This is a genomic window from Fibrobacter sp. HC4 (assembly GCF_023373925.1).
Lineage (GTDB): Bacteria > Fibrobacterota > Fibrobacteria > Fibrobacterales > Fibrobacteraceae > Fibrobacter.
This window is the reverse complement of the sequence record NZ_JALCZV010000022.1, coordinates 42,212-68,408: the sequence shown is the minus strand read 5'-3', so window position 1 is coordinate 68,408 and position 26,197 is coordinate 42,212. Positions and strand designations below refer to the sequence as shown.

The following is a 26,197-nucleotide window of genomic DNA, read 5'->3' as shown; positions in this document are numbered from 1 at the left end:
CGAACAACAAGATAAAGCTACTGATACGGACTGCCTATGGCTTCAGGAACATGAACAACATGCTGTCGCTGATAATGTTGAGCTGTTCCTATGTAGATGTAAAGATAGCCTACGAATGGGAATCGGAATCGAGAGAATCATCTAGCAAGGCTGCCTAAATGCTTCCACACATGTTGATGATGCCTCGGAAAACATATTATTTTCCTTTCTATAGACGCTTTTAAGAAGAGCGCACAAGAACTGGAGAAAATCATGATTTTATGCCCCAACTGTTATGCCGAGATTACTGACGCCACAACTCATTTCTGTATGAATTGTAAAAAGGCGCTCCCCTTGATCAAGGGCTGCAAGAAATGCCATAAGGATATTTCCTTCAATTTCAACTACTGCCCCCATTGTGGAGCCAACAACCAGGACATTCTCCCGCCCGAAAAGTTGGAAGAGCTCAACCGTATCGCCAGCGAAGCCAACAAGGTTTCCAGTGAATTTACCGACCCCCGTGACGGCCGCACCTACAAGACGGTCATCATCGGCAACCAGGAATGGATGGCAGAGAATCTCGCATTCGTGGTAGAAGGCGCCAACCCGTACAACAACAGTTCCGAAAAGGCGACCACCTACGGCCTGCTGTACACCTGGGAACAGGCAAAGCTTGCCGTACCCGAAGGCTTCCGCCTCCCCACCCGCGAAGATTTTGTCGAACTGGAAAACTTCTGTCAGAAGAGCACGGGCCTGCAGGCAGGTACAGCCCTAAAGTCCAACACAGAGCACTGGTGCGAAACCGGCATGCTTGGGACACGTATTCCCGGCCAGGACTCATTCGGATTCAAGGCATTGCCCGCAGGATCCCAGAGCAGCCTTAAGGTCTTCAACTATCTGAACAATTACGCCTACTTCTGGACCGACGAAGAAAAGGACCAGGAAAAGGCATACTTTAGACATTTGAGTTACTACAACGAAACCTTCGCCGAACTATCGTCAAACAAGAATTGCAAGTTCAGCGTCCGCGCCATCAAAATCAAGTAACAGTCTCACAAAGGGAATCGTCATGAACAGCAAGTATCTAAGTCTACTGGCCGCATTCCTTATTGCTTGCAGCGGCGAAAGTTCTACATCGGCCAACGGAAACTCCGTCGACATTCCCTCCCAGGGTGAACCCACAAACAACTTCGTTAGCGAAGATGTGTCTTCTGTCGATTTCGCTTTCGACAGTTCCCCTAACTTCGAAATGGAAAGCGGAGTGATACACGTTACCAGCGGCGACGGCAAGGCAAACAAAAGTATCAGGAACTGGATCCTCAGTGCCAACTACACACGCTTTGTGGCCTGCGGTTTTGTGGCTCAAATCAAGATAGGCGACAACATGAACTATGCGGGCATTCAGCTGTTCAAGAAAAACAGTTATGATGACTACCGCTTTGACGTCCACGCCGACGGAAAGTTCACCATCAACGACCCCGGCAAGAACATTTTGAAATTGTCGGCCGATTCCTCATTCATCAAGATCGGGGAATTCAACCAGGTCAAGGTACAGACAACCGATTCCGGCAACTTACAGGCCTTCGTAAACGGTCACCTGGTCAAGACCATAGACAAGAACGACCTGGCCTTTGACTTGACCAACACCGACAAGATCGCCGTCGACTACAACGTACTGTCTACAGCAACAGAAAAGACCCTGGCCGAAGCCTGGGTCAAATTCGAGTCCATGCAAAATGTAAAGGACTAGGCTTATTCCGCCTTGGTAGCCTTAGCTTCCTTGGCGGCCTTTTCTTCTTCCTTAATTTGTTTATGCAGTTTGCGTAAAATTACCGGAGAAAGAATCACTAGAGCGACGCCCACAGTCACAAAGGAATCCGCCACGTTAAAGGTGGGAAATCTTGTCATGATGAAGTCGGGGAAATCGCAGTCGATAAAGTCTACCACCATCTGCAGGCGCATACGGTCAATAAAGTTTCCTATGGCGCCACCGATGATCATCACCACACCAAGGCGGCTCAGATAGTCGCGTTTGTCGATGCTTCTGTAGAACCAGAACAGCACCACCGCAGCCACAACAGAAATCAGCAAGAAGAACAGCCAGGGCGGCAAGAAGGGCATCAGGTCCTGGGGGCGGCTACTGAAGGCGGCACCCTTATTGAACACCAGCTGGAATCGGGCCAGTTCGCCAATCACGTTAATGATTTCATGATTGGGAGCGCCGGTTTCGTTGGTGAATCGGGCCAAGGCCCACAGCTTGGTAAGCTGGTCAGAAACGATACTAAAAATGATAACCGCAATATGGAACGGCAACTTGTTATAGAACTTCATTAGGTTCGAACCTCTTTAAACTTTCGGTCGATCCACTTATCGCTGTAGAAATGCTTCATGGTGGACTTCACAATCTGCTTGACGGTATCGCGGGAAATCTTCACCTTCTTGTCGCTTGCGAAGATGGCGGAGCCGTCGCCGATCAACTTCATGTTTTCGGCGGCCATGAACAGGGGCCACAGGCAGAACAGGCGGGTACGCATCTTGATGTTGGGAATCAGCTTGGTATAGGCGATGGCATCATCCAGATGACTCCAGGCCTTCTGCACCAATTCACCCATGACGGCAGCACGACGCTTTTCGAAGTCGGCAGATCCTGCGGATCCTGCAGCGGGAGCGGATCCTGCAGCGGGAGCGGAACCTGCAGCGGGAGCGGAACCGGCCTCGCCCACGAACATGTCGTAGCTATGGGCAAAACCGTGCCTACGGCAGATTTCTTCGGGAACAAAGCACACGCGGCGTTCAGAATCTTCGCGGCAGTCCTTTACGATATTTGCAACCTGCAGGGCCAGGCCGAAGCTAACATCCAGCTTCTGCATTTCGGCCTTGCGGGCGTCGCTAATCAGGCAGGTGTCTGCGGCAAAAAGGTGAGTCAGCAACTTGCCGACGATACCTGCAACATAGTAGCAGTATTCATCCAGATCGCCAACGGATTCCAGAGTGAACCAGCCGGAGCTGAGGGCGGCTTCCTGACGCTTGGCAAACTTGGCCATACCACCGCACATTTCAACAGTCACATCACGGACCGGAGCGGCATAGACTTCGGGCAGTTCCTTGAGCAGGGGAACCACCACATGGGTATGCAGGCACAGATCAAAATAAGGTTCCGTAGCGCGGGCACGCCAGCTGGCCGGCAAAGAGCCCTCGAATTCAGAAACGGCCTCTTCACGCAGTTCAGCGGATCTAAAAATCTTGGCGAACTTTTCCAGTATGACTTCCTTTTCCGAGGCAACCATATCAGGATCGTCTTCTACCGTATCGGCAATTCGCAGATACAGGTAGGCAAGCAAGATGCTCTTGTGCAGCTTACCCTTCAAGACATTAATGTTCAGGGCGAACGTCCTGGATACCTTCAGCAGGATGTCTTCGGAATAGGCCCATGCCTCCTTACCGGTCAGCACAGCCTCGCCCATACCAGCCTGGTCGAGAATGTTAGACATACATGGTCTCCGCGTAAATGTCGGGGGGAATCTTCTTAGTCTTGGCCATGGCGTTCACATACTTCCACAGACGACCATGGGCCTCGGCATTCTTCAATTTCTTGGTGTAGCTCCAGACAGTCTGATTCTGTACGTCAGCCTCGTTCCTGAAGTTTCCCTTGACTTCGTACTTGTAACGCACCTTGCGGTACTCAAGGAAGTAAGCACTCTGGTAAAGTTTGGCCGTTTTGTTCTTGGCGGCCCTGCAAAGAACAAAGCCAACCGCCAAAAACAGGGGCGAAGAAGCAAAACCCATGTACCATGGGGAATCAGTCCACCTATTTACGATCCAAATGGCGGGAAGCGCCGACAACAGGGCCGCAGCCAGGGTAAAAACCTTGTCGCACAGAGCCCAATAGCCCTTCCAGGCCGGGATGTAGGCCCATTTTTGGCCCTTGCGCATCTGACTTTTAAAATAAGTGGGGTAAGAAATTCGATTAAACCAACGATAGAGGCCTACCCAGGCAAAAATCGGGGTCCAGAACCAGTAATCCAAACTAGAAAGAATGTCCATAACACGGCAAATTTAAAAAATTCCGCATAGGGGCACCCCTTGAAGCCGGCGCCAAGCGCCCCAAAAAGCCGGCTCCCCCACCGGCCCGATAGCCTAACTTATTGAATATCAAACAGTTATAGCCCAATTTTTTATAAAAATTTTCCCATTTTTTAGCAAACTTATCAACAGTCCATCCAATTTTTACTACATTTATAAGCCAATTGTTGATAGATTTGTATTAAGCGTTGCTGCTTATCGAGGAAGAGGAAGATCATGACAGTCGAATGGGAAAGATGTTTGAGCTATCTCCATGGGATGCTTTCGGACACAGTCTTCAAGACATATTTTGCTCAGACCAAGTTGGTCAACCAGACCATCGGTCACGCTGTCATTTCGGTTCCCCACGGTCTTGATGTTGCAGTCTATGCCGCCTACAAGGCACTGATCGGCGTCGCCTGGAAGGAAGTCAGCCACGACGAAACTCCCATGGAATTTGAATTCCAGAATCAGGAAGCGGCTCCCCAGCCTACCGTAACCGCCGTCCGTGACGAAAGCAACAGCATTTTCAAGTCTAGCATCCCCCTATCTAGCAGTTTCCGTTTTGAAAACTTCGTGCCTGGCGACAAGGCCCAGCTGGCATTCAACGCCGCCCTGTCTGTAGCCCGCAACCCCGACGGCACCCAGTACAATCCGCTTTTCATTTACGGCCCCTCCGGCCTGGGCAAGACCCATCTGCTCCAGTCTATCGGTAACTACATCCTGGAAGAAGACCCCACAAAGCGAGTCCGCTACCTGACTTCCGAAGACTTCTCCCAGCAGTACATGAAGTGCCTCCGCGACCAGCGCATCACCGAAATGAGCGACTTCTACCGCAACGAAGTGGATATCCTCCTGATCGACGATATCCAGAACTGGTCCGGCAAATACGAACTTCAGAACGAATTTTTCTCCATTTTCAATGCCCTGCATCAGGGCGGCAAGCAGATCGTTCTTTCTTCTGACGCTCCCGCAACCGAAGTCAAGAACCTGTCCGACCGTCTGGTCAGCCGTTTCGCCTGGGGCCTTACCGTGGACATCCAGCCCCCTGACGTCGACACTCGCGAAGCCATTCTCCACAAGAAGGCCGAAGAACGCCACCTGGAAATCAGCGACGAAGTTCTGCATTACCTGGCAGAACATATCGCCAGCAACGTCCGTGCATTGGAAAGTGCCATTATCAAGCTGACTTTGCAGTCTAGCCTCATGAGCCACGACATCGACATGAATATCGCTCAGAAGGTGGCTACCGAATTCGCACCTAACCCCCGCCGTCGCGTCAGCCTGGACGCCGTTCTCCGTGCCGTTTCTAACCAGTACGAAGTTCCCGAATCCAAGCTTATCGAATCCGGCCGCGGAACCAAGGAAATTTCCAAGGCTCGTCAGGTCGCCATGTTCCTGATGCGCGAATGCTCCCCCATCAGCCTCCAGAGCATCGGTTCCCGCTTCGGCGGCAAGGACCACTCTACCGTGGTTCATGCCATCAAGAGCATCAAGAAGGAAATGGAAACAGATCCCAGCTTCGCAAGAATGATCGAGAATCTGAAAAATTCCATTCACGACTAGGTCTTTTCAAGACTTGTAAAACGCGAGGAAAAAATCCTCGCATTTTTTTCGCAGACGAATTTTGCAGACGAATTTTGCAGACGAAAAAAGCGAGGCTGAACCTCGCTTTTTAAACTTTTAGCAGGCATGGCATCGGCGCGCAGGCACGTCGTCGTCCAAGACAGAGAGAGATTACTTCTTGGCTTTCTTGCCCTTGGCGGCCTTGGGTGCAGCCTTAGATTCCTTAGCGGCCTTGCCCTTCTTGCCCTTGACATTCTTGGCAGCCTTCGGATCTTCAGCAGCAGGAGCAGCAGCAGCTTCGGCGGCGGCATTCACACCGGCAGCCTTTGCAGAATCAGCCTCGGCCTTGGCCTTTTCTTCGGCGGCCTTCTTGGCGGCAGCTTCAGAAATCTTTGCCAGACTATCGGCCACAACAGCGGCACGTTCTGCCTTGATTACATTGGAATCGGCGATGGCAGCATCCTGCTTGCGGATAGCCACGGCTTCTTCGGCAATGGCCAGAGCATCGTGAGCCTTCTTGGCTTCCTTCTTGGCCTTTTCAACCTGTTCCAGAGCGCGGATAGCGATCTGACGCGGGTCGCGGCTCAGAGAATCCTGGATCGGGTCGGGGCAGTCCATATCAACCTTGCCCTTCTTGCCATTCCAGCATTCCATGGTGCCCTTGGGCATACCCATGTTGTAGGCGCCCCACTGCTTTTTCTTGAGACGTTCTGTATAGCACACAGAGGAACCGGGAAGCCATTCATAGCAGGTATCCTTCACAGACCAGAAAGTAATCATGCCGTTGGGCAAACCATCCTTGAAGACACCGCCGAAGTCACCAAAGTCCACAAAGCCATCCAGGTTGTTGGCATTGTAGGTAATGGCCAGGTTCTTCTTCTTGAAGGGATTGAACACGGTTGTACGGCCGTGGAGACCGCCACGCTTGGTGGAGACTTCAGCCATGACAAAGCCCTTGTCGCTGAGCATACGGACAGTACCGTCAACATAGCCCTGCTTGTAGGGGACTTCAAGGTGCTTGAAGTAGTAAGGCTTTTCGGCCTTGTCCATGACGCTGGACTTATAGAAGACAGCCGTACCTTCCTTCATACCATTTTTATAGTTTGCGGTCCATGCCACCTGTCCCCATTCATCACCTTGCTTAGAAGGATAGTTGGGATCGTTCATGTAACCGATTTCTTCACCCTGCAGAATGCCCTTGTCGTCTACGTGGCGAACATTTTCCTTATAGCCGTTGTAGGCAAAGCCGGTCAGTTCGTTTCCATCGAGGCAGCGGGCATCACTAAAGTCGTTAAAGCGAGCGATAGTTTCGGGAAGCAACTTCTTGGGCAGGCCCTTCATGTGGAAGATGCCGGAGTTGTTCCAGTCGGCGCTATTAGGGAGATCGGGGCGACCATGCACGTTCAGGAAGCAGGTAATTTCGCGGGCACGTTCCTTGCGCTGGTTGAAGTATTCGCCAAAGGGAGTCATATCCCAGCCTTCATCAAAGACCAGAGGCACGGCACCGGCCAGAGGATGACCATCGACGAATTCAGACAGGGCAAAAGCGGTCTGACGCACGTTATCCATGCACTGTTCAAGAGCCTTGCCCTTGAGGCAGGATCCGTCGTCGCACTTCATGACGTGCGGCTTGGGAAGGTCGTAGACCTTGAGAATCTGTTTGGGATCATCGTTACCGCGCCAGCCAAAGCCGCCATTTTCGCGAACTTTGAAGCAACCACAGATGCCGGAATCGTCTGTAGCCTTCAAACGGGCCTTTTCAGCGGGAACAAGGGCGCTACCCTTTTCCATCCAGCAGTCAAAATATTCAATATGGGTGGCATCGGGAGCAGCGAAGGCCTGAGAAAGACCAAAAACAGCACCGAAAACTAACAAGGAACGATAAAATCCGAATTTCATGCCCCGAATTTAGATTTATATAGCGAATTTGTACTGTAAAATTTGTTTACAAGGGGGTAAAACAGCTAATTTTTTGCAAGCGAAGGGGATTCTCTGCCTTTAGGACAGGGCCTTGGCAAGCATCGGCACAACATCAAGCTTGCGACTCAGGCGACGTTCGCAATAAACAATGCCTTCCCGCTTAGATTTTCCGAAGGCACGTTCTGCAAAGGCCTTGGCAAACCGGGCAGACGTACTATCTACACCGCCATAAAGTATGTAGGTCTTTTCTTCAAAACCCACACGGCAGAAAACCATATTGCATCCCGAAGCCTTGGCTACGTTAGGCATTACCGCCAACAGCCGATCCGCAAATTCATCGATGGTTGAAACGTCACGCCAATCCAGGCTACCCAGGCGGAACTTGGCGGTTCCCATCACGTAATCCTTGGCATCGGAATTAAAGATGTCCTCGTCGGTCATGGAACTAAAGTCGTGGGCAGCCTCCACCATTCCGTCAAAAATTCCAGACGCCTTCTGGCGGGCACAATCCTTATCCAGATTCCAGTCGCGGGCCAGCATTTCCAGCAGGTCTTCATAGATGGCACGGTCTACATCAGTCACGGTCACCTTCTTCAGGTTTAACGTATCCGACAGAAGTCCCGCAAAAAGAATCTTCGCCACCTCAGACGTAATTTCGACATCAAGTTCCCTGTAGCTTGTATACACGATACTGCAGGTAGAACCCACAGGCATATACTTGGCATAAAGCAGTTTGGATTCCGAAATGTTTCCGATACCGTGATGATCCAGCACCTGGAGGATTCTTGCATCGCGGGCCCCGTCTACGGCCTGGGCGTAATCGCTGTGATCCACGAGAATTAGACGAGCGGGTCCGCAGTTTCTATCCGCTAACGAACAAGACGAAACGCTAGGCAAATTTTCGGGCAGTTCAATTCCCAGAACCTTAGCCACAAACAAAGTTTCGTTGTTCGGCTTTCCGGCCATCTTGGCCTCGGCCTTATATCCCAGAGACTGCATCAGCTTGGCATAAGCCAAGGCTGACATCACAGAGTCACCATCGGGAGACTTGTGTCCAATGACAACCGCTCCCTCGCCCCAGTCCAGCGCCTTTAAGGCATCGCGGTACAGGTTCCCCATTTTGCGCCCGCTTATTCGCCCATGTTCTGGGAAACGTTCTTCAAGAAGTCTTCCATGAACTGGCCATAAAGTTTAGAAATGGACTGGGCCACATGCTGGGGCTCGGAACCGTCCATGGTCAGTCGTTCGTTGTATTCCTTTTCAAAGAGCGGAGCGCCTTCGGTCTTGCGGAAGGTCAAGGTCATATCCAAATGGGCGTAACGGCTGGAGCCTTCATCCACTTCTTCGATAGCATCGATGTTGCCCAGAATTTCGTAGTCGGGCTTAGCGGTTTTTGAACCCTTGGCAAAGAGGCCGCTCTGGTCGATGTACTTTACAGCAGTCTTGTTCAGCATCTGGTCGGGGCGAGAGGCCCACAGGTCCAAATCATAGAACATGAAGGTGTAGGCGGATTCGCGGTATACGATGTTGCTGCGCTGGTATGCCGGGTCAATGGTAAACTTGCGGACCTGAACGGTCTTGGAAGCATTGCCAGCACCTACAGTGCCAATGCTTTCTACATCCACCATGTAATAGCGGGTCGGTTCGCTGGAACCACCGCCAATGCAAGCGGTCATCATGCCGGCCACGAGGCTTACCAATACGGCGGTCAGGACTTTAACAAACTTCATTTTCAAACCTTCCTTTTACAGTCTGCAGGCCTTACCCACAGTCATCATAAAAATTTATTGTCTACGGCTCTTGTTTTCGGAACGGATAAGGGCAGAGGGATTATTCTTGATCTTCTGGCTAAATTCATCCAGATTTTCAAGCACGGTGTTCAGTTCCGTCAGCACGTCGCCCACCTGATCCTGGTTGTTGTAGACCATCGCATCCAGACGCTGGGCCAGCTTGTTGATGGACTCCATGGCCTGGGCAAGATTGTCGTTCATGCTCTTGGTATCGATGGCATCAAGCTTTTCCTTGAGCAGATCCAAGTTCTCGCCAGCCTTGGCCGCGATCTTTGCTTCTTCGACGCTGGCCATGACAGACTTCATGGACTCGGCGGCAGCCTGCATGGATTCAGCAGTCTTGGTCACGCTTTCGATGGGCTTTGCCATTTCGCGAGTGGTGCGGTTCAAGTTCGCAGACATGTTGGCCATGTTCTTCAGAGTGATGCGGATGTTCTCGGCATTCTCTGCAGTAAAGACGCTGCTAAAGTTGGAGAGCAAGGTGTCGACCTTTTCAACCATGCCGCCAGCCTGGTCCGCAAACTTATCGAAAGAAGAAGCTTCAGCAGGAACAAAACCGCCTTCCTGCAAATTAGGTTCGCTAAAGTGACCACCCGAAAGAACGATGTGCTTTTCGCCAGTGAGGGAAAGACCGTTGGTCATGCCGGCACGGGTTCCCGGCTTAATGGGAGTTCCATGCTTCACCTTGAAGCTCACCACCACCTGATCCAGGCTAGAGGAATCAATCTGGATTCCGGTGACGTTACCCACGTCGATACCGTTCAGTTTGACCTTGGCTTCGTTATAAAGACCGATGACCGATCCCTTGAACACGGTGTAGTAGTTGTCGTATTCGGCGCTAATGAAGCGATTCAGCACATAACCCAAAAAGGCGATAATCAGCGCCAGGCATATGAACATGAATACGCCAAGTTTGATTCTTTCAGAACGAGTGGTTTCCATCTAATGCTCCGACTCAGTCAATAAAATTAAAGTGGTAAGTGTCATCGGATTTCGGTTCCTTTGAACTCTTACGGCTAAAGAATGTCTTAAGAATTGGATCTTCGGAATCCAGGCCCTGCTGCAAGGTGCCGTCAAAATGGACGTAGCCTTCCTTCAAATACACAAAACGGTCACATACGATCTTGATGCTTTCCAGTTCGTGGCTCACGATTACCATGGATACGCCCAAGGTGTCCCGCAGTTCCAGCAGAAGTTCATCGAGAGAGTGTGCGGTTACCGGATCGAGACCCGTAGACGGTTCATCGCAGAACAGAAGTTCCGGCTTAAGTGCAATGGCGCGGGCCAGGGCAGCACGCTTCTTCATACCGCCAGAAAGTTCCGAGGGATACCTATGGAAGGCATGCAGCAAATGAACCTTTTCCAGACGGTCGGCAACGATGGCTTCCATCTGGCTCTTGGGCATATAGGGCATGCTGCGTTTCAGGGGAAGCATGGCGTTTTCGGCTACAGTCAAGTCCGAAAGCAGAGCGCCACTCTGGAACAGCACGCCGGTACGCATACGGGTTTCGGCATCCAGCCCATCCTGGGCCCCGAAGGTCTTACCGAAATAGGTAATGGTTCCGCTCTGGGCCTTGTACAGCTTAAGGATGTTATTTAACAAGGTAGACTTACCGCATCCCGAACTACCGAGAATCATACGGATTTCGCCCTTGCGCACACCGAAGGTAATGTCGTGGAGGATAGTACGTCCACCGTACCCCGCCTTCAGATGATCCACTTTGAGAATTTCGTCCATAACTGCTCCCTAGTAGAAAATGAAGGCAAAAAGTGTATCTGCAATAACAATGCTGGCAATGGAAGTCACCACGCTAGAGGTTGTCGCTAGGCCGACGGCTTCGGCGCCGCCCTTGGCATTCAAACCTTTATTACAGGAAATAAGAGTAACAAGCCAACCAAAAGCAAGAGCCTTAATGGAGCTCTTCGCAAACACCATGGGGTCGATCCCTTCGCGGATACCCTGGAGGTAGTTGGTAAAGGTAATGTCGCAGCAGAAATAGCCAATCAGGAAGCCGGCGAAACATCCGAAAATGGAAGCGCAGAAATTCAAGATAGGAGTGCAAACGCTCATGGCCAAAAATCTCGGAACCACCAGATACTGCACCGGTGAAATAGCCATGGTCTTGATAGCCTTCACTTCTTCGCAAACAGACATGTTGGCAATTTCAGCCGCAATCGAGGAACCAGAACGGCCTGCAAGAATGATGGTGGTCAACAGCGGACCAATTTCAGCAAAAATCAGGAATCCAAGACCCGAGGCCAAATAAGAACCGGCACCGATGGTATTGAGCATCACGGAACTCTGCAAGGCCATGGTCAAGCAGACCAGCGCCACCATCAAGAAGCAGATTCCGGTAGCCTCGCTACCCAAGCGGAACATCTGCTTGGCCACGCCGCCAAAACGAAGCTTGCCCTTGTCGAAAGGTCCCAGGAAGGTCCAGTAAATGCACATGTTCAACAAGATGAACACCTGCACCACTTCCTTGATGAAGTCAAAACCCACTCCACCCAAGGCCTCGAAAATATTCGTAGTTTCGCGACGGTCTTTTTCGGGAATGGTAAACTTACGCAGGTCAGACAGATGCTGCTTAATGTCATCGTTAAAATGGAGCAGCTCCAGACGGTTTCCAGTCTTGGCAGAAACCTCGGCCAGCAGGGCAAAAAAGGCATCACCGCTATAGTCCATGAAGGTCTTTTCAGAACCATCAAGACGAAGAGCTCCCTGTCGGAGCGCCCTTCTACACGAGCGCAGCAATTCCTTGCTGTTTGCCGCCGTCAAATTTTGCGGTAATTTCATTTCTGTCTGCATCAACGGAGGTCAAATGTAGAAAAAAATTTTCAACATCTTGGCATACATTCTATATTTGGGCGCAATGAAATTTGTCACAAAGATTTTCGCCATATTCTGTATGTTCTCCTTGGCCCACGCCCAGGATGTGCAAGACGACTTCCAGCGATTTTCATTGGTACCGGTACTGGGCTACACCGAAGAAACGAAACTACAGTATGGAGCCATGTTCCTTCTGTTTCTAAGACCCAATGAAGGGGGCGACAAGGTTCACGAAATCGGACTTACGATGTTCCGCACCACCCGCGACCAGATCCAGGTCAACATCGAGCCCATCTTCTACCTGTTCCACGACAAAATCAGCGTCTGGACCATCTTACGTTATCAGGACTGGTTCGCCAGCTATTTCGGCGCAGGGAACAACCCCGACATTGACATATTCACCAACTACGACCGCGAACTATTTTATCTAGAATCCACCTGGGAATCTTCCATCGGCATGCCCAGGGGAATCAAGTACGGCGTTGTATTCCATTTTGAAGACTCTCAAATTGACTTCAACGAAAACCAAAGCGGTCTAGAATTACCAGACACCCATTCTGGATGGCGCAACGGCATAGGCTACACCATCAGCTACGACTCCCGATACAACATCAACTGGACAAAGCACGGATTCCTAGCCCAATGGAAGCAGCAATTCTACAGCGACAAGCTGGGAGACTACACCTTTGATGTTGAATCCATTGATTTGCGCGGTTACACCAAGTTACTCTGGGGAGCCACCTTCGCCCAGGGATTACTCTGGCAGCGCACCAACGGAGACGTTCCCTTCGACATGCTGGCCGGCCCCGACGGGGTCAAGCGATTCCGCGGAGTAGAAAGCCGTTACTTCAACGGCAACCAGGCCATTATTTCCCAGTCCGAAATTCGAAAGTACTTCGCCTACCGCGTGGGAGCCCACCTATTTTTTGAAAGCGGTAAGGCAGGCGATTACTTCAGCGACCTTTGGCGGAACAAATGGCACAAGTCCCTGGGCGCAGGCGCACTGCTGGGGCTGAACCTAAGCGAAGGATTATTCGCCCGAGCCGACTTTTCATGGGTAGACTTCGACCACCTGGGAATTTCTTTTAACGTACGCCAGGCCTTTTAAACGCAGGCAATCTGACAGGTAAAAAAGATTATGGAACTTTGCAGTCACAAACACACTAGCCACATAGAAGTCCGCTATTCCGAAACCGATCAGATGGGCATCGTACACCACGCCGTTTACCCAATCTGGTTTGAACAGGCCCGACTGGAATTTTTCAAGTCCCTAGGTTCCAGCTATGTTGAAATTGAAGCACAAGGGTACGCCTGCCCGGTTTTGGAACTGACAGTCAGGTACCGCAACTCCACCCACTTCGGCGAGACCGTGGATATCGACACCACCCTGGAACGCAAGGGCAAATACCACTTCAAGTTCACCTACAAGCTGAGCGTAGAGGGCAAACTGTGCGCCACAGGAACTTCGGAACATTGCTTCCTGAAAAACGGCAAACCCACCCCCGATTTGCCGGAACAGGTGAAACTTTTATTCCCGAACGGCTAAACGCCCCCATTTTATCTATAAATTTTCAGGAAAACTAAAACTTTTTCCAAGAACTCATACTAATTTTATGAACGGTGTTAGCAAAGGGTTCTTGAATGAAAAAAAATGCTTGTTATATAGCATCGGTTTTTGCCGTATGCCTTTTACTCGCCGCCTGTGACGACGAACTTTCGTATTACAATCCGAATATCGTCTCAGACGATTCCCTCACCGAGGATTCCCTAGAAGTCAACCAGACAGACTCGTCACAAAAGCCTTTTTTCAAAGACTTCCTGCAAAGTTTACCTTCCAGCGCGCAGGTATCCAGTTCTTCCCAATATAGCGAGCCTTATCAGCCCGAACAAGAACCATCCTCTTCCAGCTATTTCCTATTCGACGAACCTGCCCCAGAAAGTTCCTCTAGTTCATACCAGTTTAACGAACCTATCGAGGTAATCCCATCTAGTTCAAGCAAACAGATGAGCACGGAATGCGAAAACATCCGCGCCACAAGGGACCAATTCCACCAGTTGACCGATGTGGTAAACTGCGTCATGGAAAACGAGAAGGTGGCCTACGTCATAAGGCATGCCGAGCGCAATAAGAGCAGCACGGGTACGGAGGGACGTCTAAACGATAACGGCCGTGAACAATCCGTTACACTGGGCGAAAGACTGGCACCCCTTGGCCCCATTTACTTTATGCATACCAAGGTCTACCGGACTATGGAAACCGTGCTGAAAATCGCAGAAGGAAAAGGCCAGGAATTTTCAGAAAGTTCCATCCCCTTTACCGCCACCTCCGCAGACGATCACGAACAGAGAACCGACCTGCTGGACAGCTATTTCATCAAGGATGAATCCCAGGCTAACGCCTGCAAGAATCAGCATAGCTGGAGCTGGTCCGCCTATTCCTACTTTGCTTACGAGGAGGACGTCTCAAGAGAATGTCAGGCCGGATTCTACGACGTAGACGACCGCATCCAGGAATTCATCAAGGACAACTTCACCTACAGCAAGATGCCCGACATCACCATCGCCATTTCCCATGACCAGTTCCTGATTCCGTTCATCATTTCGGTTAGCGAACGAAATACCATCGACCTGCGATTCCACAAACACGAAAATGAAGAAAGCCGTTACGACTACTGGATCAACTACCTTACCGGCGTTGCCATTATCGTAGACGAAAACGACCAGGCAATCACCATCCCGGTTACCGCCATGGAAGACCCCTACCTAAGAGTCTTCCCGGAAAAATAAAAGCGAACACCATATGCAAATGCATAAGCAAAAAGACCCGGGCTAAAACCCAGGTCTTTTTCGCAAAATAAGATGCCGACCTCCGTCAGCATGACCTATTGGGGTCGCTAGACCCGCGCGGTCATTAAAGGAGGTGCCGAGCGTTTTTCGAACTACAGCAAGTGAGCGCGGAGTTCTTCGCCGCTCTGTTCGCTCAAGTATGCAGGAGGAACATCGAGAACAGTGAAGCAACCGGTCTTGCCTTCAGCCTTCATGCGGAGAGCTGCGCGGGCAAATGCGATAACAGCTGCAGTGGTGAATTCCGGATTGGAGTCCAGCTTCAGGCTGTATTCAATCACGTGGGTGTGTTCGTTGTTCATGCCGGTCTTGCCAGTACGGATCACGAAACCACCGTGAGCGAGACCGCTGTGGTTTGCATTGAATTCTTCTTCGCTGATGAAGTTTACGGTGGTGTCGTATTCATCGAAGTAGTTCTTCATGGTCTTGATTTCGTTTTCGACGTAGGCTGCATCTGCACCTTCTTCGAGAACCACATAGCAGAGACGAGTGTGCTTCTGACGGGTGGTCAGTTCAGGCATAGAACCGCTGCGGACAGCATCCAGAGCTTCGGGAACCGGGCAGGTGTACTGCTTAGCATTCTTCACGCCCTTGATGCGGCGGACAGCGTCAGAGTGACCCTGAGAAACGCCCTTGCCCCAGAAGGTGTAGTCCTTGCCATCCGGGAGGATTGCGTTTGCATAGACGCGGTTCAGGGAGAACATACCCGGATCCCAACCCACGGAGATCATAGCGATCTTGCCGGCAGCCTTAGCAGCGGCGTCAACGTTGGCGAAGTGAGTGGGGATGTTTGCATGGGTGTCGAAAGTATCGATCACGTTGAACTTTGCAGCCATTTCCGGAGTCATCTTGGGAAGGTCAGTAGCGCTACCACCGCAGATCACCAGCATGTCGATCTTGTCGGCCCACTTTTCGATTTCAGAAACGTTGAGAACGGGAATGTTCGGGGTCTGAATCTTGACAGTAGCCGGATCACGACGAGTGAACACAGCAACAAGTTCCATGTCCTTGGTCTTCTTGACAGCGCATTCGATGCCGCGGCCCAAGTTACCATAACCGAGAATAGCGATTTTTGCCATAATAAGTCCTTATAGAGAGGCTTTTTTATCGTTTATTTTAATTTTTGCGCTTGAAAAATAACAAAGAGTGAAAAACAAAACCACAAGTTTTTTGTCAATTTTTGGATAGAAAACACCATTTTCGACCACTTTCTTTACATTTTATGTAAAAACAGACATTTTTACACTTTTCGTTTTACATTTTTCGTAAAGCAGTATTTTAGTCATTTTTGGGGTTATTTCCAGTTTTCACCGAGATCCCGCCACACCTGCAGTCATCAAGCGGGTTCGATATCCAAATTACCTTCCGCGTAGCGTTTCAGGACACTTGCCGCCAGGGTCTGATATGGGATCCCTACCCTATTGGCCTTCACCTTCAATTTTTCAATGACGACCGTTTCCACCCGCATGGAAATCATGCGTTTCTTGATTTCGGCACAAGCTTCTGCAACAGAGCCGCAGTCCAGTTTCGTTCCCGCATTATCCCCAAAAGTTTCGTATTCCTTCTCAAAATCCAAAGCACTTTTTTTCGATTTACTTTTCTTCATAAAACCTCTACTTCAACGGAAATACCGTTACAAGAATATCCTCTACTGCATTATAAACTAGGCGATACTTCTTTCCGTCAATCAAGGCATCCGCCAAAAGATTCGATTCATCTTTGTCACTCAATTTCAATCCTAGCAGGCCTTCATTCGTCACAAAGAAATGGATCATCTGTTCTTCGGTTATGCCTCGTTCATGCATTCGTTGTTTTGCATGTTCACTGAATTTTATATTCATGTATAATATACCTTTGCATATTGCTTTTGTCAATACGCCCATATTTTGTTTAGAACCTCCTTTATACACGAATTTTTCAGGAACTTTGCACGCAACTTGTTTGATAATTTTTGTTTAAAAAAAAACAACCAAACCCAACTGCTTCAATAAACATGGTCTATCTTTACCTACGTGTTTTTGGAATAAAAAGGAGATTCAAATGAAGAAAATTTTCTAGCGGCCACAGTTCTGTTGTCATGCGCACTTTCGGGATGCATGAGTTTCTTTTATAAGATGAACCGTCTTGAGAGCACCCCATTTGCCAGCGAATTCATCAGTGACGCAAAACGGAATGTCGGTCTTGACACAACGTACAATGTTCCCGGAACAAACCTGGGCATGGGAAACATCTTCAAAAAGATTCCCTACGACACAAGAGCTCTTCTTCAAGGACTCATTGATAATTTCGGCGTTAAACAGCTTGAAGAAAATATGGAACTCAATCTGGTGAACGGCTACGTTATGGACATTTTTATGAAATCCAAGACGGACGATTCCAAGCTTCATATGGTGCATATCAACTACGGTGGCGAAAAAGACGAAACCTTACGCAACGAGTTGAATGCATTTTACAATCTCTGGTATGTGGGCGGCCGCGTCACAAAACTAAGACGTCGTCTGCAGAATGGTTTTGAATACGACATGGACGTCGAAAAGGAATATGAATACTCATATTATGAAGACGGAAAACTTAAAGAAGAGTACCACGGTACCCTTTTGAACGACGACGAAAGTGTTGTTAGACAAAACGGCACGATGGCCATCTACAGAGATAATGGTAGAAAGGCTGTTGAATGCAAAATTTCAGACCTACAAGTTGATAAAGAAAGTTGCAAAGTCTGGGACGAAAACGGAAATTTAAAGAAGTAAAAAACACAAAAAATCTCGTCACACAAGACGAGATCTTTTTTTATCCAATCGCAGAGTTTATTTGAGCCGGTGCTGTTATTATTTCACGCCAGTGCTGCCGAAGCCCCCGCGGTCCTTGTCCGCCAGCACGCCTTCTTCAAATTCCAGCTTAGGCTGAATTTCCATGATGCGGAATTGGGCGATGCGGGAGCCCTTCTCAATGGTCACGTCTTCGGTGGCATAGACCGGCATTTTCCACCAGTCACCCTTGCCGCAGTAGCTGGAGTCCACCACGCCAACAGAATTGGTCTGCAGAATCTTGAAGTTCTTGAAGGTGGAGCTGCGGGGGGCCAGATGGGCTTCATACCCCTCGGGCAATTTCATAGCCACCCCCAAATGAATCAGGCGAAACTCCCCCTTCTTCAGGGTAACGGTTTCCGCGGCGCTCAAGTCGATCCAGTCGGACTTACCGCCCACATATTCCAGACGAGGAATGGAATCATCAAGATATTGGATGGTGATTTTCATTGCCATTAGAAGCCTTTTTTGCGTTTTGGGGTTACTATTTCCAAGTCAACAACCCATTTAGTAACCCATTTATTACTTTATTTTCAAAAAGATCGTGCTTTTTTCAAATTCTTTTTCTTGACAAGGTTACTAAACGCATTATTTACAGCAATTTAGTAACCTCTAGAACAGAAATTTCGCCCCAAAAACATTACTTTATTTAAAACCAAGGTTACTAAAAGGGCTCAAAACCTCCATTTAGTAACCTATTTTTCAAATTTCTTAATGTTCGGCGTTATTACCCGGCCTTTCCTTCTTCGGCAGCAGCCTTAGTTTCTTCAGCTTCGGCGGCGGCCTTTGCGGCAGCGGCTTTTGCAGCGCGGTCTTCGGCCTGTTCCAGGCGAGCGGGCTTACCGGCTACATTACGGAGCAAACCGAACAGGGCCGAAAGTTCGTTGCGGGTGGGGTGCAGTCTCTGGAGCAGAGTGTTCAGGAAGTTGTCGCGCCAGGCCTGATCATGATACTGACCGGTGAGATAGCGGTCCAGGAACTTCTTGAATCCGTTAATCTGGTCGATGGTTGCGGGCTGAGTTTCGCAGGCTCCCTTGGAACCACGCTTGGCGCGGCCTTCACCGTTTGCCAAGGCACCAGAACGGCACAGTTCATACAAAGAAATAGAAACAGCCTGACCCAAGTTCAAGCTCATCAAGCCCGGTACGGGAATTTCGCACTGGTAGGTGCAAGCGTTCACTTCTTCAAGAGCCAGGCCGCAGGATTCACGACCGAACACCAGAGCGATGGTTCCATCATCAGGAAGCATGCCCGACAGATCGGGAACCATGCAATGCTTAATAGCACTACCGAAAATGCGACGGCTGAAAGCGACTGCACAGGAGCAATCCCCAATAGCTTCGCGGAAGGTATGAACGATGGTTGCCTTGTCCAGAATGTCATGGCTGTTGGCTGCCGTGTGGTAGGAATTTTCAATCACCTTGTTACGCTTGGGGTAAACGATGTACAGTTCATCCAGGGCGTAGCAATGCATGGCGCGGGCTACGAAGCCAACGTTGTGAGGATGTTCCGGTTCAACAAGCACTACTCTAAACTTTCTCATTTCAATCCTTCATCATTCAAATTCTTCTATGGATTCTTCGCTACGCTCAGAATGACGCGCAGCCAATTCAACCATTCCAACACAAATCTAAATCTTCCAGCTAAATCCCTTACCGCGGATTTCATTTTCTACAGTTTCGCCCTCACCCACTGTGGCTCCTGCAAACACGATAGAATCGCGGGTCACAGCAACGCGTTCGTCAGTCCAGCTATCCACTCCAAGTTCATCAAGGCGGGCACGGCAAGCGGCCATCAGACCTTCAGGAGAACCCATGTCAATCCAGGTAGCATTCATCTGACTCATGTCCACAAAAGGTGGACGTCCTGCAGCAATTTCCTGCTTCCAGAATTCACGGATGTCAAATTCACCGTCTGCAATTCGGGCCAAAGCCTCGTCGCTGTAATAGGATACTCCGGAGAACGTTGCGGCGGCACCCTCTTCGGAACCAAAACGGCCAGCGATTCCTACCAGACGTCCATCCTTATTCACACGGAAGGTATTCACCTTGGGGAAATCCACAGCCAGCAGGGCCACACCAGGGGCAGAGCCGTCCTGAGCGGAGGCAAAAGTGCGCTTGGCATTTTCCACAAAGGCCTTCAGGTCAAAACTGCAGTAGGCATCGCCGTTCATGATCAGCAAGCCCCCACGGTATCCTTCGTTATAGATTCGCTTTAAGGGGCCTGCAGTTCCAAGAATCTCGGGCTCCACCCACACCTTTTCAAAACCAAGGCGTTTACCCTCGGCAACCACCTGTTCGGCCAGATAGTGCGCATTGGCGTGAAGTCTTACGTTTCCAATACCGTTAGCTTTAACCGCCTGCTGCTCCAATATAGAAGCATCAACTACCGGAACCAAGGGTTTCGGCACATCGCTGGTCAACGGGCGCAAACGGGTTCCAAGACCCGCGGCAAGGATCAAAACGTTCAATTTTTTCATCAACATCAAAGATAGAAAACGTGGATATTTATCTTTTTACTAAAATTAAATGGTCTTACATTTTGAGCAATTATGATTAAGTATATCATTGATTATTTGATAAGAGCCAGCCTCACCAACTCGGATCTGTATACTATCCGAGACAAGGAAACCAATCATAACCATAGAGCGCTGCTGGTATATTCAGCCATATCGACTTTCTTTTTTTCGTTCACCTGCATAGCCGCCTTTGCAACCCGACTCCCCGCCATGTTGGAAAAGGCCCCCATCTACGCAGGGTTCGCCATGTTCTCCATTGTAAGTCTCGCCATAGCATTTGCTGTCGGAAAGAAAAATCACACCGTTGTCGGAATCTTGTGTCACATCTTCTACCCCATGCTCCTATGCTTCGGCCTGTTTTCATCGCTTGTGATATCCTGCGACGAACCCTCCACCTCCCTATTGGCCATGTACGTGGTTTCGCCGCTGCTGTTTGTCATGCGACCAATCCACATCGTAATTATCACTATTATCGCCGATTTCATCTTCCTCTATTATTGCGGTTCCGTCAAGCCGGCCGAAATTGTTGGAACAGAAATCGTCAACTGCATCGTCTATAGCGGCATCGGCATGATTGTCGGCATATTCAACGTCCGCGACAAATGCCAACGAATGCTTTTTGAAAATCGCGTATCCCAGTTCAGCACCAAGGATCAGCTTACCCACAACCTCAGATCCATTTCGGACATTTACGTTTCCATGCACCAGATCAACCTGGACTCGGACACGTTCTTCTCAATTAGAACAAACAACTTTATTGATTCTAGCGTAGACAGTTTCAACGAAAATTTCAGCAGACAAATAACGCTGGCCATGACGGCAACCACAGCTCCCGAATACCTGGACCGCATTCTGGATTTCGTAAACACCAAAACACTACCCGACAGGCTCAGAGGCAAGCGCACCATCACCCAGGAATTCATGGGCAAGAATTTTGGTTGGTGCCGAGCCCGCTTTATCGCCATTGGTCCCGTAAACACCGAAGTTAAGCCAAGCCAGGTTATTTACGCCGTCGAAAATATCAGCGAACAGAAAAAGATCGAAACAACGTTGATTGCCAAAGCCGAAACCGACGCCATGACCGGACTGCTGAACCGCCAGGCCGGTATTGACAAGATAAAGACAGCCATCAACGAAAACCGAATCGGTATGTTGGCCCTATTCGATGTAGATAAATTCAAGCACATCAACGACAACTACGGTCACCAAATGGGCGACGAAGTTATTATCGCTGTCGCCAATGCCATGAAGGAAACTTTCCGCGAAGAAGACATTCTATTGCGTCTCGGCGGAGATGAATACATTTTCTTCGTGAGCGGAGTTTCTAACGAGGAACAGGGAATCCAGATTATCAGCAGATTCTTTGAATCTATCAGCAGGATTACTTTCGAAAAGGTGAACAACCTAAATATTTCTGTTAGCCTGGGCGCAACATTCCTAAACGGCGAAGAAGGAATCGACTTCGAGGAATACTACCGTAGAATCGATAACTGCACTTACCGCAGCAAGAAGATCGAAGGCAAGGCCTTCACCTTCTGGCGTGACGAATAAGATTCTTGCACATTTGTACACCAAATATTATATTTACCTGCATGAGTGATCAGCAGGCAAGTCTTCTTTTTAATACAGCACAGCAGAAGCTTAAGGAATATTTCGGTTACGACAGCTTTAGACCCAAGCAGGTCGAAGTCATCAGACAGGTTCTTGAACGCAAGGACACCTTGGCCCTAATGCCAACCGGTGGAGGCAAGTCAATCTGCTACCAGATTCCGGCCCTGGTTTTCGATGGTTGCGCCGTGGTGGTTTCGCCTCTGATCGCCCTCATGAAGGATCAAGTGGACAGTCTCCGCGAAAACGGCATCCCCGCAGCGGCACTGAACAGCGGCCTTTCAACTGAAGAAGCTTCCGAGATCCGCAGCGCCTTTTGCCGCGGTGAACTTAAACTGCTGTACATCTCCCCCGAACGTCTGGTTTTTGAAGTAGAGAACCTGCTCCCCCGCGGTCGCGTTTCGCTGTTCGCAATCGACGAAGCCCATTGCATTTCTCAGTGGGGCCACGATTTCCGCCCCGAATACACCCAGCTTTTTAAGCTCCGCGAAAACTTCCCCGGCATTCCCATTCTCGCCCTGACGGCCACGGCCGACGCCATTACCCGAGAAGATATTTTACAGCAGCTTCGCATTCCCGAAGAAAATCTGATCCTGGATAGTTTTGACAGAAAGAACTTGTCCCTAGACGTTCGTCTTAACTATAAAAAATTGAGTAAGCTGGACGAAATCGCAGACTTTATAAAAGAAAGAAAGGGTGAAAGCGGAATTGTATACTGCCTTTCCCGCAAGTCTACCGAAACTGTTGCCGACGAACTCCGCAAAAGGCACATCATGGCAGACGCCTACCACGCCGGCATGACCGCCGATGAACGCGCAAGAATTCAAGAGGACTTCATCTACGACCGCACCAAGGTCATCTGCGCCACCATCGCCTTCGGCATGGGCATCGACAAATCCAACATCCGATTCGTCATCCATTACAACACGCCCAAAAACATGGAGGGATTCTATCAGGAAATCGGACGCGCCGGCCGCGACGGCCTCCCGGCCGACACCCTGCTGTTCTATTCCGACAGCGACATCGTTCAGCTGGCCAAGTTCGCCCAGGATTGCAGCGACCCACAGCAACGGCACCTGCAACTAGAAAAGTTGGAGCGAATCCAGCATTACGCCACCAGCCTGGTTTGCCGCCGGCGAATCCTACTAGGCTATTTCGGCGAAGTCATGGAACAGGACTGCGGCAACTGCGATATTTGCAACCACCCACCACGCCGTTTTAACGGAACCATCCTGGCTCAAAAAGCCCTCAGTGCCATCTTCCGCACCCGCGAACAAGAGAACGCCAACATGATTATCGACATCCTGCGGGGGTCCCATCGGGCAGAAATCATCGAAAAGGGTTACGACAAAATCAAGACCTTTGGCGTAGGGGCAGCCACCCCCGCCGACAAATGGCAATCCTACATCCAGCAGATGATTCATCTAGGTTGCCTTACCATGAGCTACACCGACAAGAAGACCTTGCGCATTACCGAATTCGGGAAGCAGGTGCTCTTCGGCGAAAAAGAAATTCAATTGGCCCTGATTACAGAAGACAAGCGAGAAAAAATCGCAAACCAGAGAAGCTCGCAACCGCAAAAAGTTTCTGTACGCCTCAGCGCCAAGGACAATCTGGAAGGAAGCGACGCCGTACTTTTCGAGGCCCTGCGAATCCATCGCCGCAATCTTGCCGACGCCGCCAACGTACCGCCCTACGTCATCTTCAGCGACAAGGTTTTGCTGGGTATGGTTCAGGAACGCCCGGCCAGCCTCACCGACATGGCCAACATCCCCGGAATCGGCGCCATAAAGTTGCAAAAATACGGTCAGGAATTTCTGCAGATAATCAACGGCGAAGACTAGCATTATAAATGCGTGTACACGATAATTAACGTGCAATTTCCGGACACTTTTTTTATTATTTGAAATATGAAGAAACGTTACATTGCCCTCATTGTCCTGGCGGTATTGATCGTTCTCGTGATCGCCGCCCTCAAAATCGCCCCCGGTATCGCAAAAGACTATGTAGTCGAGCATTCCGAAGAACTCATCGGCCGCAAAATGAAGATTGCCGACGTAGACTTCAATCCGTTCACCTTCACAGTTACCGTAGACGATTTCGCCATTTTCGAACAGGACGGCGCAACACCTTTCGTGGGATTTGAAAAGTTCCGCGTCAACGTGAATCCCACTCGCCTGCTGTCCAAAGAAATCAACGTCAGCGAAATCTATTTGAAAGGCCTTTACACCCAGGTAGTACAAGACGGCGACCGCTTCAACTTCAGCGACATCCTGGATAAGTTCGCCGCAAGTGAGCAGGACAGCGTCGCCACAGATTCCGCAGCCACCCCATCGGCAACCGCTGATGCAACTGCAGACTCCGCCGCAGGCGATTCTATCAAGGCCATAAACATTGACCCCGTCGAAATGACCGGAGGATTTGATGTCGCCATCCAGAACATCGTCCTGGAAAAGGGCAACATCATCTATCAGGATCGCAAGGTCGGTTCAAAAATTCACCTCCAGGATTTCTCTGTAGATATTCCCGCCGTCTACTTCAACAACAAGGACACCGACATTGGCGTAAACCTGAAGTTTGCAGATGGCGGCGATCTGACCGTGAAAGTTCTCTTTAACATGAAAACTCAGGACTTCAATGTAGCAGTCGCCCTGAAGCAGTTTGAACTGGCCTGCGGCAAGCCCTACCTGAAGGACTTCATCAACTATAAGGACTTTAGCGGCTCCCTGGACGTCAACCTGAATGTTGCAGGCAATGTGAATGACGTTCTTTCTAGCAATGTTGCAGGTACCGTAGGCCTTAACAATATCGTCCTTACCGAAACATCCGAAAAGACCATCGGCGTGAACAGCGTACAGGTCGGCATCAAGAAGGCTAACCTGAACGAAATGGACTTTGTCGTAGATTCAGTAGTGGTCGATGGCGCATTCGCCCATCTGGACCTGCTGAAGGGCGGCAAGACCAACATCGACATACTTCTAAATCCCAAGGGTGCAGCCGAGGACACCAGCGCAGTTGACAGCGCCCTGGCCGCAGCCGTCGTTACCGAAGCACCTGTAGACTCTTCCAAGTCTGATTCCGCTGTCGCAGCCGCTCCCGAAACAGCCAAGGCCGCCCCAGCAAAGCCTCTGAAATTCGTACTGAACAGGTTGCAAGTCAAGAACACGTCCGTCTCCGCAAACGATCTTACCATCAAGACGCCCTTCAACTATAAGGTTAGCGGCATCAGCGTTTCCGGTTCCAACATCAACTTTGACACCCCCTGCACCGTTAACGTAAACGCCAACTTCCCCGAAGGCGGCACCGTTTCTGTAAAGTACAAGGGAGCCCTCTCCGACCTGAGCACTATGGATGCCTATGTCAGCATCAAGAATCTGGCCCTGAAGCACTTCAGCCCCTACAGCCTCCACTACACCGGCTACCCCATCATTTCTGGCACCATGGCTTTCGCCAGCGACAACAAGATCAACAAGTTCAACCTGGATAGCAAAAACACAATCGACATCTACAACATCGACGTTGGCGACAAGGTAGAAGGCAGCGACCCGGAATTCACCGTCCCCATGAAGGTGGGTCTGTACATTCTCAAGGACAAGGACGACAAGATTCAGTTTGACGTTCCCGTGCAGGGCAACATGCAGGATCCCGAATTCTCTTACCTCAAGATTGTCTGGAAGACCGTGATGAACCTGCTGATCAAGGTGGCCCTTTCTCCCCTGAAGATTGTGGGTAACGTCGCCGCATCCGGTGCAAGCGCCATCGGTTTCGACCTGGGCAAGAACGACGAAATCGTTATCGACCCGCTGAACAACCACATGGAAAGCGAACAGTACGCCAAGGCAATCAAGATGGTTTCTGCCCTGGCCAAGGATCCCAAGTTGAAGATGAACTTTGTGCAGTCCTTCAATATGAAGAAGACGGTGGAAGCCTACAAGACCCGCAAACTTAAAACCGAGTTCTACAAGTCTACTCAGGGCAAGACCGTCCTGAACGAGCTGGACGAAAAGGCTATCATCGCCATCGACGACAAGGACGAAGCCTACACCGCCTACGTTGCCGCCAACGCCGCCAATCTGGACCGCAAGGCTCTCGAAAAGGAACTGCTGGACATGGCTGCCAAGCGCAACGCAGAACTGCTGAAGCCCCTTCAGCAGCAGTCCGGCGTTACCAAGAAGAACGTCACGGTCACAACCGCTCCCCGTTCCCAGCTGGTTAACCACAAGGGCAAGGCAAACTTCAAGGTACAGATCGACGTACAGTAATTGGAAGTCGC

25 protein-coding genes are annotated in these 26,197 nt (G+C 50.1%); 10 read left to right on the top strand and 15 right to left on the bottom strand.

What is annotated here, in order from left to right; all coding sequences use genetic code 11:
- Window positions 1-252 precede the first annotated feature (252 nt).
- Both MMG03_RS13320 and MMG03_RS13315 read left to right on the top strand, forming a co-directional pair.
- Complete coding sequence (locus MMG03_RS13320; RefSeq protein ID WP_175547678.1) at window positions 253-1,026, top strand: FISUMP domain-containing protein; 774 nt, start codon at window positions 253-255, stop codon at window positions 1,024-1,026.
- Between the two features lie 22 nt (window positions 1,027-1,048).
- The gene (locus MMG03_RS13315; protein ID WP_249506492.1) at window positions 1,049-1,729 is read left to right on the top strand and encodes a hypothetical protein; all 681 of its coding nucleotides are present in this window, start codon (window positions 1,049-1,051) and stop codon (window positions 1,727-1,729) included.
- A gap of 2 nt (window positions 1,730-1,731) precedes the next feature.
- On the opposite strand, the gene lspA is transcribed toward MMG03_RS13315, so the two are convergent.
- From lspA to MMG03_RS13300, 3 genes are read right to left on the bottom strand one after another with little or no spacing between them, the layout of a single operon-like run.
- On the bottom strand, window positions 1,732-2,310 hold the full coding sequence (gene lspA, locus MMG03_RS13310; RefSeq protein WP_073236605.1) for a signal peptidase II: 579 nt from the start codon (window positions 2,308-2,310) through the stop codon (window positions 1,732-1,734).
- Window positions 2,310-3,470: a squalene/phytoene synthase family protein gene (locus MMG03_RS13305; RefSeq protein ID WP_249506491.1), complete on the bottom strand. Its 1,161-nt coding sequence runs from the start codon at window positions 3,468-3,470 to the stop codon at window positions 2,310-2,312. Before MMG03_RS13305 ends, lspA begins: the two co-directional genes overlap by 1 nt.
- Window positions 3,463-4,023, bottom strand: coding sequence for a hypothetical protein (locus MMG03_RS13300; RefSeq protein WP_073160447.1), 561 nt, complete (start codon window positions 4,021-4,023; stop codon window positions 3,463-3,465). Before MMG03_RS13300 ends, MMG03_RS13305 begins: the two co-directional genes overlap by 8 nt.
- A gap of 255 nt (window positions 4,024-4,278) precedes the next feature.
- Here MMG03_RS13300 and dnaA point away from each other — a divergent pair, with 255 nt between their 5' ends.
- Window positions 4,279-5,607, top strand: coding sequence for a chromosomal replication initiator protein DnaA (gene dnaA / locus MMG03_RS13295; RefSeq protein WP_073236598.1), 1,329 nt, complete (start codon window positions 4,279-4,281; stop codon window positions 5,605-5,607).
- A gap of 171 nt (window positions 5,608-5,778) precedes the next feature.
- Here the strand turns inward: dnaA and MMG03_RS13290 are convergent, their stop codons facing one another.
- The 6 genes from MMG03_RS13290 to MMG03_RS13265 form a co-directional block, all read right to left on the bottom strand.
- Window positions 5,779-7,506: a hypothetical protein gene (locus tag MMG03_RS13290; protein WP_073286474.1), complete on the bottom strand. Its 1,728-nt coding sequence runs from the start codon at window positions 7,504-7,506 to the stop codon at window positions 5,779-5,781.
- A 99-nt stretch (window positions 7,507-7,605) separates the two neighbouring features.
- A complete protein-coding gene (locus MMG03_RS13285) occupies window positions 7,606-8,646 on the bottom strand; it encodes a DHH family phosphoesterase (RefSeq protein ID WP_249506490.1) in 1,041 nt (346 codons plus the stop codon).
- An 11-nt stretch (window positions 8,647-8,657) separates the two neighbouring features.
- Window positions 8,658-9,257, bottom strand: a complete 600-nt coding sequence (locus MMG03_RS13280) for an ABC-type transport auxiliary lipoprotein family protein (protein WP_249506489.1) — start codon at window positions 9,255-9,257, stop codon at window positions 8,658-8,660.
- 54 nt (window positions 9,258-9,311) lie between these two features.
- Window positions 9,312-10,259 carry an MlaD family protein gene (locus MMG03_RS13275; RefSeq protein ID WP_073160437.1) on the bottom strand — a complete coding sequence of 316 codons (948 nt, stop codon included), beginning with the start codon at window positions 10,257-10,259 and terminating at the stop codon, window positions 9,312-9,314.
- A 13-nt stretch (window positions 10,260-10,272) separates the two neighbouring features.
- On the bottom strand, window positions 10,273-11,055 hold the full coding sequence (locus MMG03_RS13270) for an ABC transporter ATP-binding protein (RefSeq protein ID WP_073160435.1): 783 nt from the start codon (window positions 11,053-11,055) through the stop codon (window positions 10,273-10,275).
- A gap of 9 nt (window positions 11,056-11,064) precedes the next feature.
- Window positions 11,065-12,114: an ABC transporter permease gene (locus MMG03_RS13265; protein WP_249506488.1), complete on the bottom strand. Its 1,050-nt coding sequence runs from the start codon at window positions 12,112-12,114 to the stop codon at window positions 11,065-11,067.
- A gap of 76 nt (window positions 12,115-12,190) precedes the next feature.
- On the opposite strand from MMG03_RS13265, the gene MMG03_RS13260 reads away from it, so the two are divergent.
- The 3 genes from MMG03_RS13260 to MMG03_RS13250 all read left to right on the top strand — a co-directional run bounded on the left by MMG03_RS13260 (window position 12,191) and on the right by MMG03_RS13250 (window position 14,934).
- Window positions 12,191-13,255, top strand: coding sequence for a hypothetical protein (locus tag MMG03_RS13260; RefSeq protein WP_073286505.1), 1,065 nt, complete (start codon window positions 12,191-12,193; stop codon window positions 13,253-13,255).
- 30 nt (window positions 13,256-13,285) lie between these two features.
- A complete protein-coding gene (locus tag MMG03_RS13255) occupies window positions 13,286-13,693 on the top strand; it encodes a thioesterase family protein (RefSeq protein ID WP_073160431.1) in 408 nt (135 codons plus the stop codon).
- 95 nt (window positions 13,694-13,788) lie between these two features.
- On the top strand, window positions 13,789-14,934 hold the full coding sequence (locus tag MMG03_RS13250) for a histidine phosphatase family protein (RefSeq protein ID WP_249506487.1): 1,146 nt from the start codon (window positions 13,789-13,791) through the stop codon (window positions 14,932-14,934).
- Between the two features lie 152 nt (window positions 14,935-15,086).
- Here MMG03_RS13250 and MMG03_RS13245 read toward each other — a convergent pair whose 3' ends face one another.
- The 3 genes from MMG03_RS13245 to MMG03_RS13235 all read right to left on the bottom strand — a co-directional run bounded on the left by MMG03_RS13245 (window position 15,087) and on the right by MMG03_RS13235 (window position 16,874).
- Entirely contained in the window at window positions 15,087-16,070 is a 984-nt protein-coding gene (locus tag MMG03_RS13245) for a diaminopimelate dehydrogenase (protein ID WP_073236579.1), read from the bottom strand.
- 257 nt (window positions 16,071-16,327) lie between these two features.
- Window positions 16,328-16,597, bottom strand: coding sequence for a CopG family antitoxin (locus MMG03_RS13240; RefSeq protein WP_101478955.1), 270 nt, complete (start codon window positions 16,595-16,597; stop codon window positions 16,328-16,330).
- 7 nt (window positions 16,598-16,604) lie between these two features.
- Window positions 16,605-16,874 (bottom strand): DUF4258 domain-containing protein, encoded by a 270-nt coding sequence (locus MMG03_RS13235; protein ID WP_249506486.1) that lies wholly within the window; start codon window positions 16,872-16,874, stop codon window positions 16,605-16,607.
- A gap of 231 nt (window positions 16,875-17,105) precedes the next feature.
- On the opposite strand from MMG03_RS13235, the gene MMG03_RS13230 reads away from it, so the two are divergent.
- A complete protein-coding gene (locus MMG03_RS13230; RefSeq protein ID WP_249506485.1) occupies window positions 17,106-17,741 on the top strand; it encodes a hypothetical protein in 636 nt (211 codons plus the stop codon).
- A gap of 78 nt (window positions 17,742-17,819) precedes the next feature.
- On the opposite strand, the gene MMG03_RS13225 is transcribed toward MMG03_RS13230, so the two are convergent.
- The 3 genes from MMG03_RS13225 to MMG03_RS13215 all read right to left on the bottom strand — a co-directional run bounded on the left by MMG03_RS13225 (window position 17,820) and on the right by MMG03_RS13215 (window position 20,277).
- Entirely contained in the window at window positions 17,820-18,248 is a 429-nt protein-coding gene (locus tag MMG03_RS13225; protein WP_101480129.1) for a dCTP deaminase domain-containing protein, read from the bottom strand.
- Between the two features lie 277 nt (window positions 18,249-18,525).
- On the bottom strand, window positions 18,526-19,341 hold the full coding sequence (locus MMG03_RS13220) for an RNA methyltransferase (protein WP_073160421.1): 816 nt from the start codon (window positions 19,339-19,341) through the stop codon (window positions 18,526-18,528).
- 87 nt (window positions 19,342-19,428) lie between these two features.
- Window positions 19,429-20,277, bottom strand: a complete 849-nt coding sequence (locus MMG03_RS13215) for a sugar phosphate nucleotidyltransferase (RefSeq protein ID WP_249269339.1) — start codon at window positions 20,275-20,277, stop codon at window positions 19,429-19,431.
- 72 nt (window positions 20,278-20,349) lie between these two features.
- On the opposite strand from MMG03_RS13215, the gene MMG03_RS13210 reads away from it, so the two are divergent.
- The 3 genes from MMG03_RS13210 (at window position 20,350) to MMG03_RS13200 (ending at window position 26,186) form a co-directional block, all read left to right on the top strand.
- Window positions 20,350-21,867 carry a GGDEF domain-containing protein gene (locus tag MMG03_RS13210; RefSeq protein ID WP_073236569.1) on the top strand — a complete coding sequence of 506 codons (1,518 nt, stop codon included), beginning with the start codon at window positions 20,350-20,352 and terminating at the stop codon, window positions 21,865-21,867.
- A gap of 41 nt (window positions 21,868-21,908) precedes the next feature.
- Window positions 21,909-23,768, top strand: a complete 1,860-nt coding sequence (gene recQ / locus MMG03_RS13205; protein ID WP_249506483.1) for a DNA helicase RecQ — start codon at window positions 21,909-21,911, stop codon at window positions 23,766-23,768.
- A gap of 66 nt (window positions 23,769-23,834) precedes the next feature.
- On the top strand, window positions 23,835-26,186 hold the full coding sequence (locus tag MMG03_RS13200; RefSeq protein ID WP_249506482.1) for a DUF748 domain-containing protein: 2,352 nt from the start codon (window positions 23,835-23,837) through the stop codon (window positions 26,184-26,186).
- Window positions 26,187-26,197: the final 11 nt, after the last annotated feature.

Coding starts and splice junctions, on each gene's coding strand:
- MMG03_RS13315 (WP_249506492.1), top strand. CDS start 1,049: ATGAACAGCAAGTATCTAAGTCTACTGGCCGCATTCCTTATTGCTTGC.
- recQ (WP_249506483.1), top strand. CDS start 21,909: ATGAGTGATCAGCAGGCAAGTCTTCTTTTTAATACAGCACAGCAGAAG.
- MMG03_RS13275 (WP_073160437.1), bottom strand. CDS start 10,259: ATGGAAACCACTCGTTCTGAAAGAATCAAACTTGGCGTATTCATGTTC.
- MMG03_RS13265 (WP_249506488.1), bottom strand. CDS start 12,114: ATGAAATTACCGCAAAATTTGACGGCGGCAAACAGCAAGGAATTGCTG.
- MMG03_RS13255 (WP_073160431.1), top strand. CDS start 13,286: ATGGAACTTTGCAGTCACAAACACACTAGCCACATAGAAGTCCGCTAT.
- MMG03_RS13245 (WP_073236579.1), bottom strand. CDS start 16,070: ATGGCAAAAATCGCTATTCTCGGTTATGGTAACTTGGGCCGCGGCATC.
- MMG03_RS13230 (WP_249506485.1), top strand. CDS start 17,106: ATGAACCGTCTTGAGAGCACCCCATTTGCCAGCGAATTCATCAGTGAC.
- MMG03_RS13300 (WP_073160447.1), bottom strand. CDS start 4,023: ATGGACATTCTTTCTAGTTTGGATTACTGGTTCTGGACCCCGATTTTT.
- MMG03_RS13270 (WP_073160435.1), bottom strand. CDS start 11,055: ATGGACGAAATTCTCAAAGTGGATCATCTGAAGGCGGGGTACGGTGGA.
- MMG03_RS13250 (WP_249506487.1), top strand. CDS start 13,789: ATGAAAAAAAATGCTTGTTATATAGCATCGGTTTTTGCCGTATGCCTT.
- MMG03_RS13210 (WP_073236569.1), top strand. CDS start 20,350: ATGATTAAGTATATCATTGATTATTTGATAAGAGCCAGCCTCACCAAC.
- MMG03_RS13320 (WP_175547678.1), top strand. CDS start 253: ATGATTTTATGCCCCAACTGTTATGCCGAGATTACTGACGCCACAACT.
- dnaA (WP_073236598.1), top strand. CDS start 4,279: ATGACAGTCGAATGGGAAAGATGTTTGAGCTATCTCCATGGGATGCTT.
- lspA (WP_073236605.1), bottom strand. CDS start 2,310: ATGAAGTTCTATAACAAGTTGCCGTTCCATATTGCGGTTATCATTTTT.
- MMG03_RS13215 (WP_249269339.1), bottom strand. CDS start 20,277: ATGAAAAAATTGAACGTTTTGATCCTTGCCGCGGGTCTTGGAACCCGT.
- MMG03_RS13240 (WP_101478955.1), bottom strand. CDS start 16,597: ATGAAGAAAAGTAAATCGAAAAAAAGTGCTTTGGATTTTGAGAAGGAA.
- MMG03_RS13260 (WP_073286505.1), top strand. CDS start 12,191: ATGAAATTTGTCACAAAGATTTTCGCCATATTCTGTATGTTCTCCTTG.
- MMG03_RS13305 (WP_249506491.1), bottom strand. CDS start 3,470: ATGTCTAACATTCTCGACCAGGCTGGTATGGGCGAGGCTGTGCTGACC.
- MMG03_RS13280 (WP_249506489.1), bottom strand. CDS start 9,257: ATGAAGTTTGTTAAAGTCCTGACCGCCGTATTGGTAAGCCTCGTGGCC.
- MMG03_RS13200 (WP_249506482.1), top strand. CDS start 23,835: ATGAAGAAACGTTACATTGCCCTCATTGTCCTGGCGGTATTGATCGTT.
- MMG03_RS13220 (WP_073160421.1), bottom strand. CDS start 19,341: ATGAGAAAGTTTAGAGTAGTGCTTGTTGAACCGGAACATCCTCACAAC.
- MMG03_RS13285 (WP_249506490.1), bottom strand. CDS start 8,646: ATGGGGAACCTGTACCGCGATGCCTTAAAGGCGCTGGACTGGGGCGAG.
- MMG03_RS13225 (WP_101480129.1), bottom strand. CDS start 18,248: ATGAAAATCACCATCCAATATCTTGATGATTCCATTCCTCGTCTGGAA.
- MMG03_RS13290 (WP_073286474.1), bottom strand. CDS start 7,506: ATGAAATTCGGATTTTATCGTTCCTTGTTAGTTTTCGGTGCTGTTTTT.
- MMG03_RS13235 (WP_249506486.1), bottom strand. CDS start 16,874: ATGGGCGTATTGACAAAAGCAATATGCAAAGGTATATTATACATGAAT.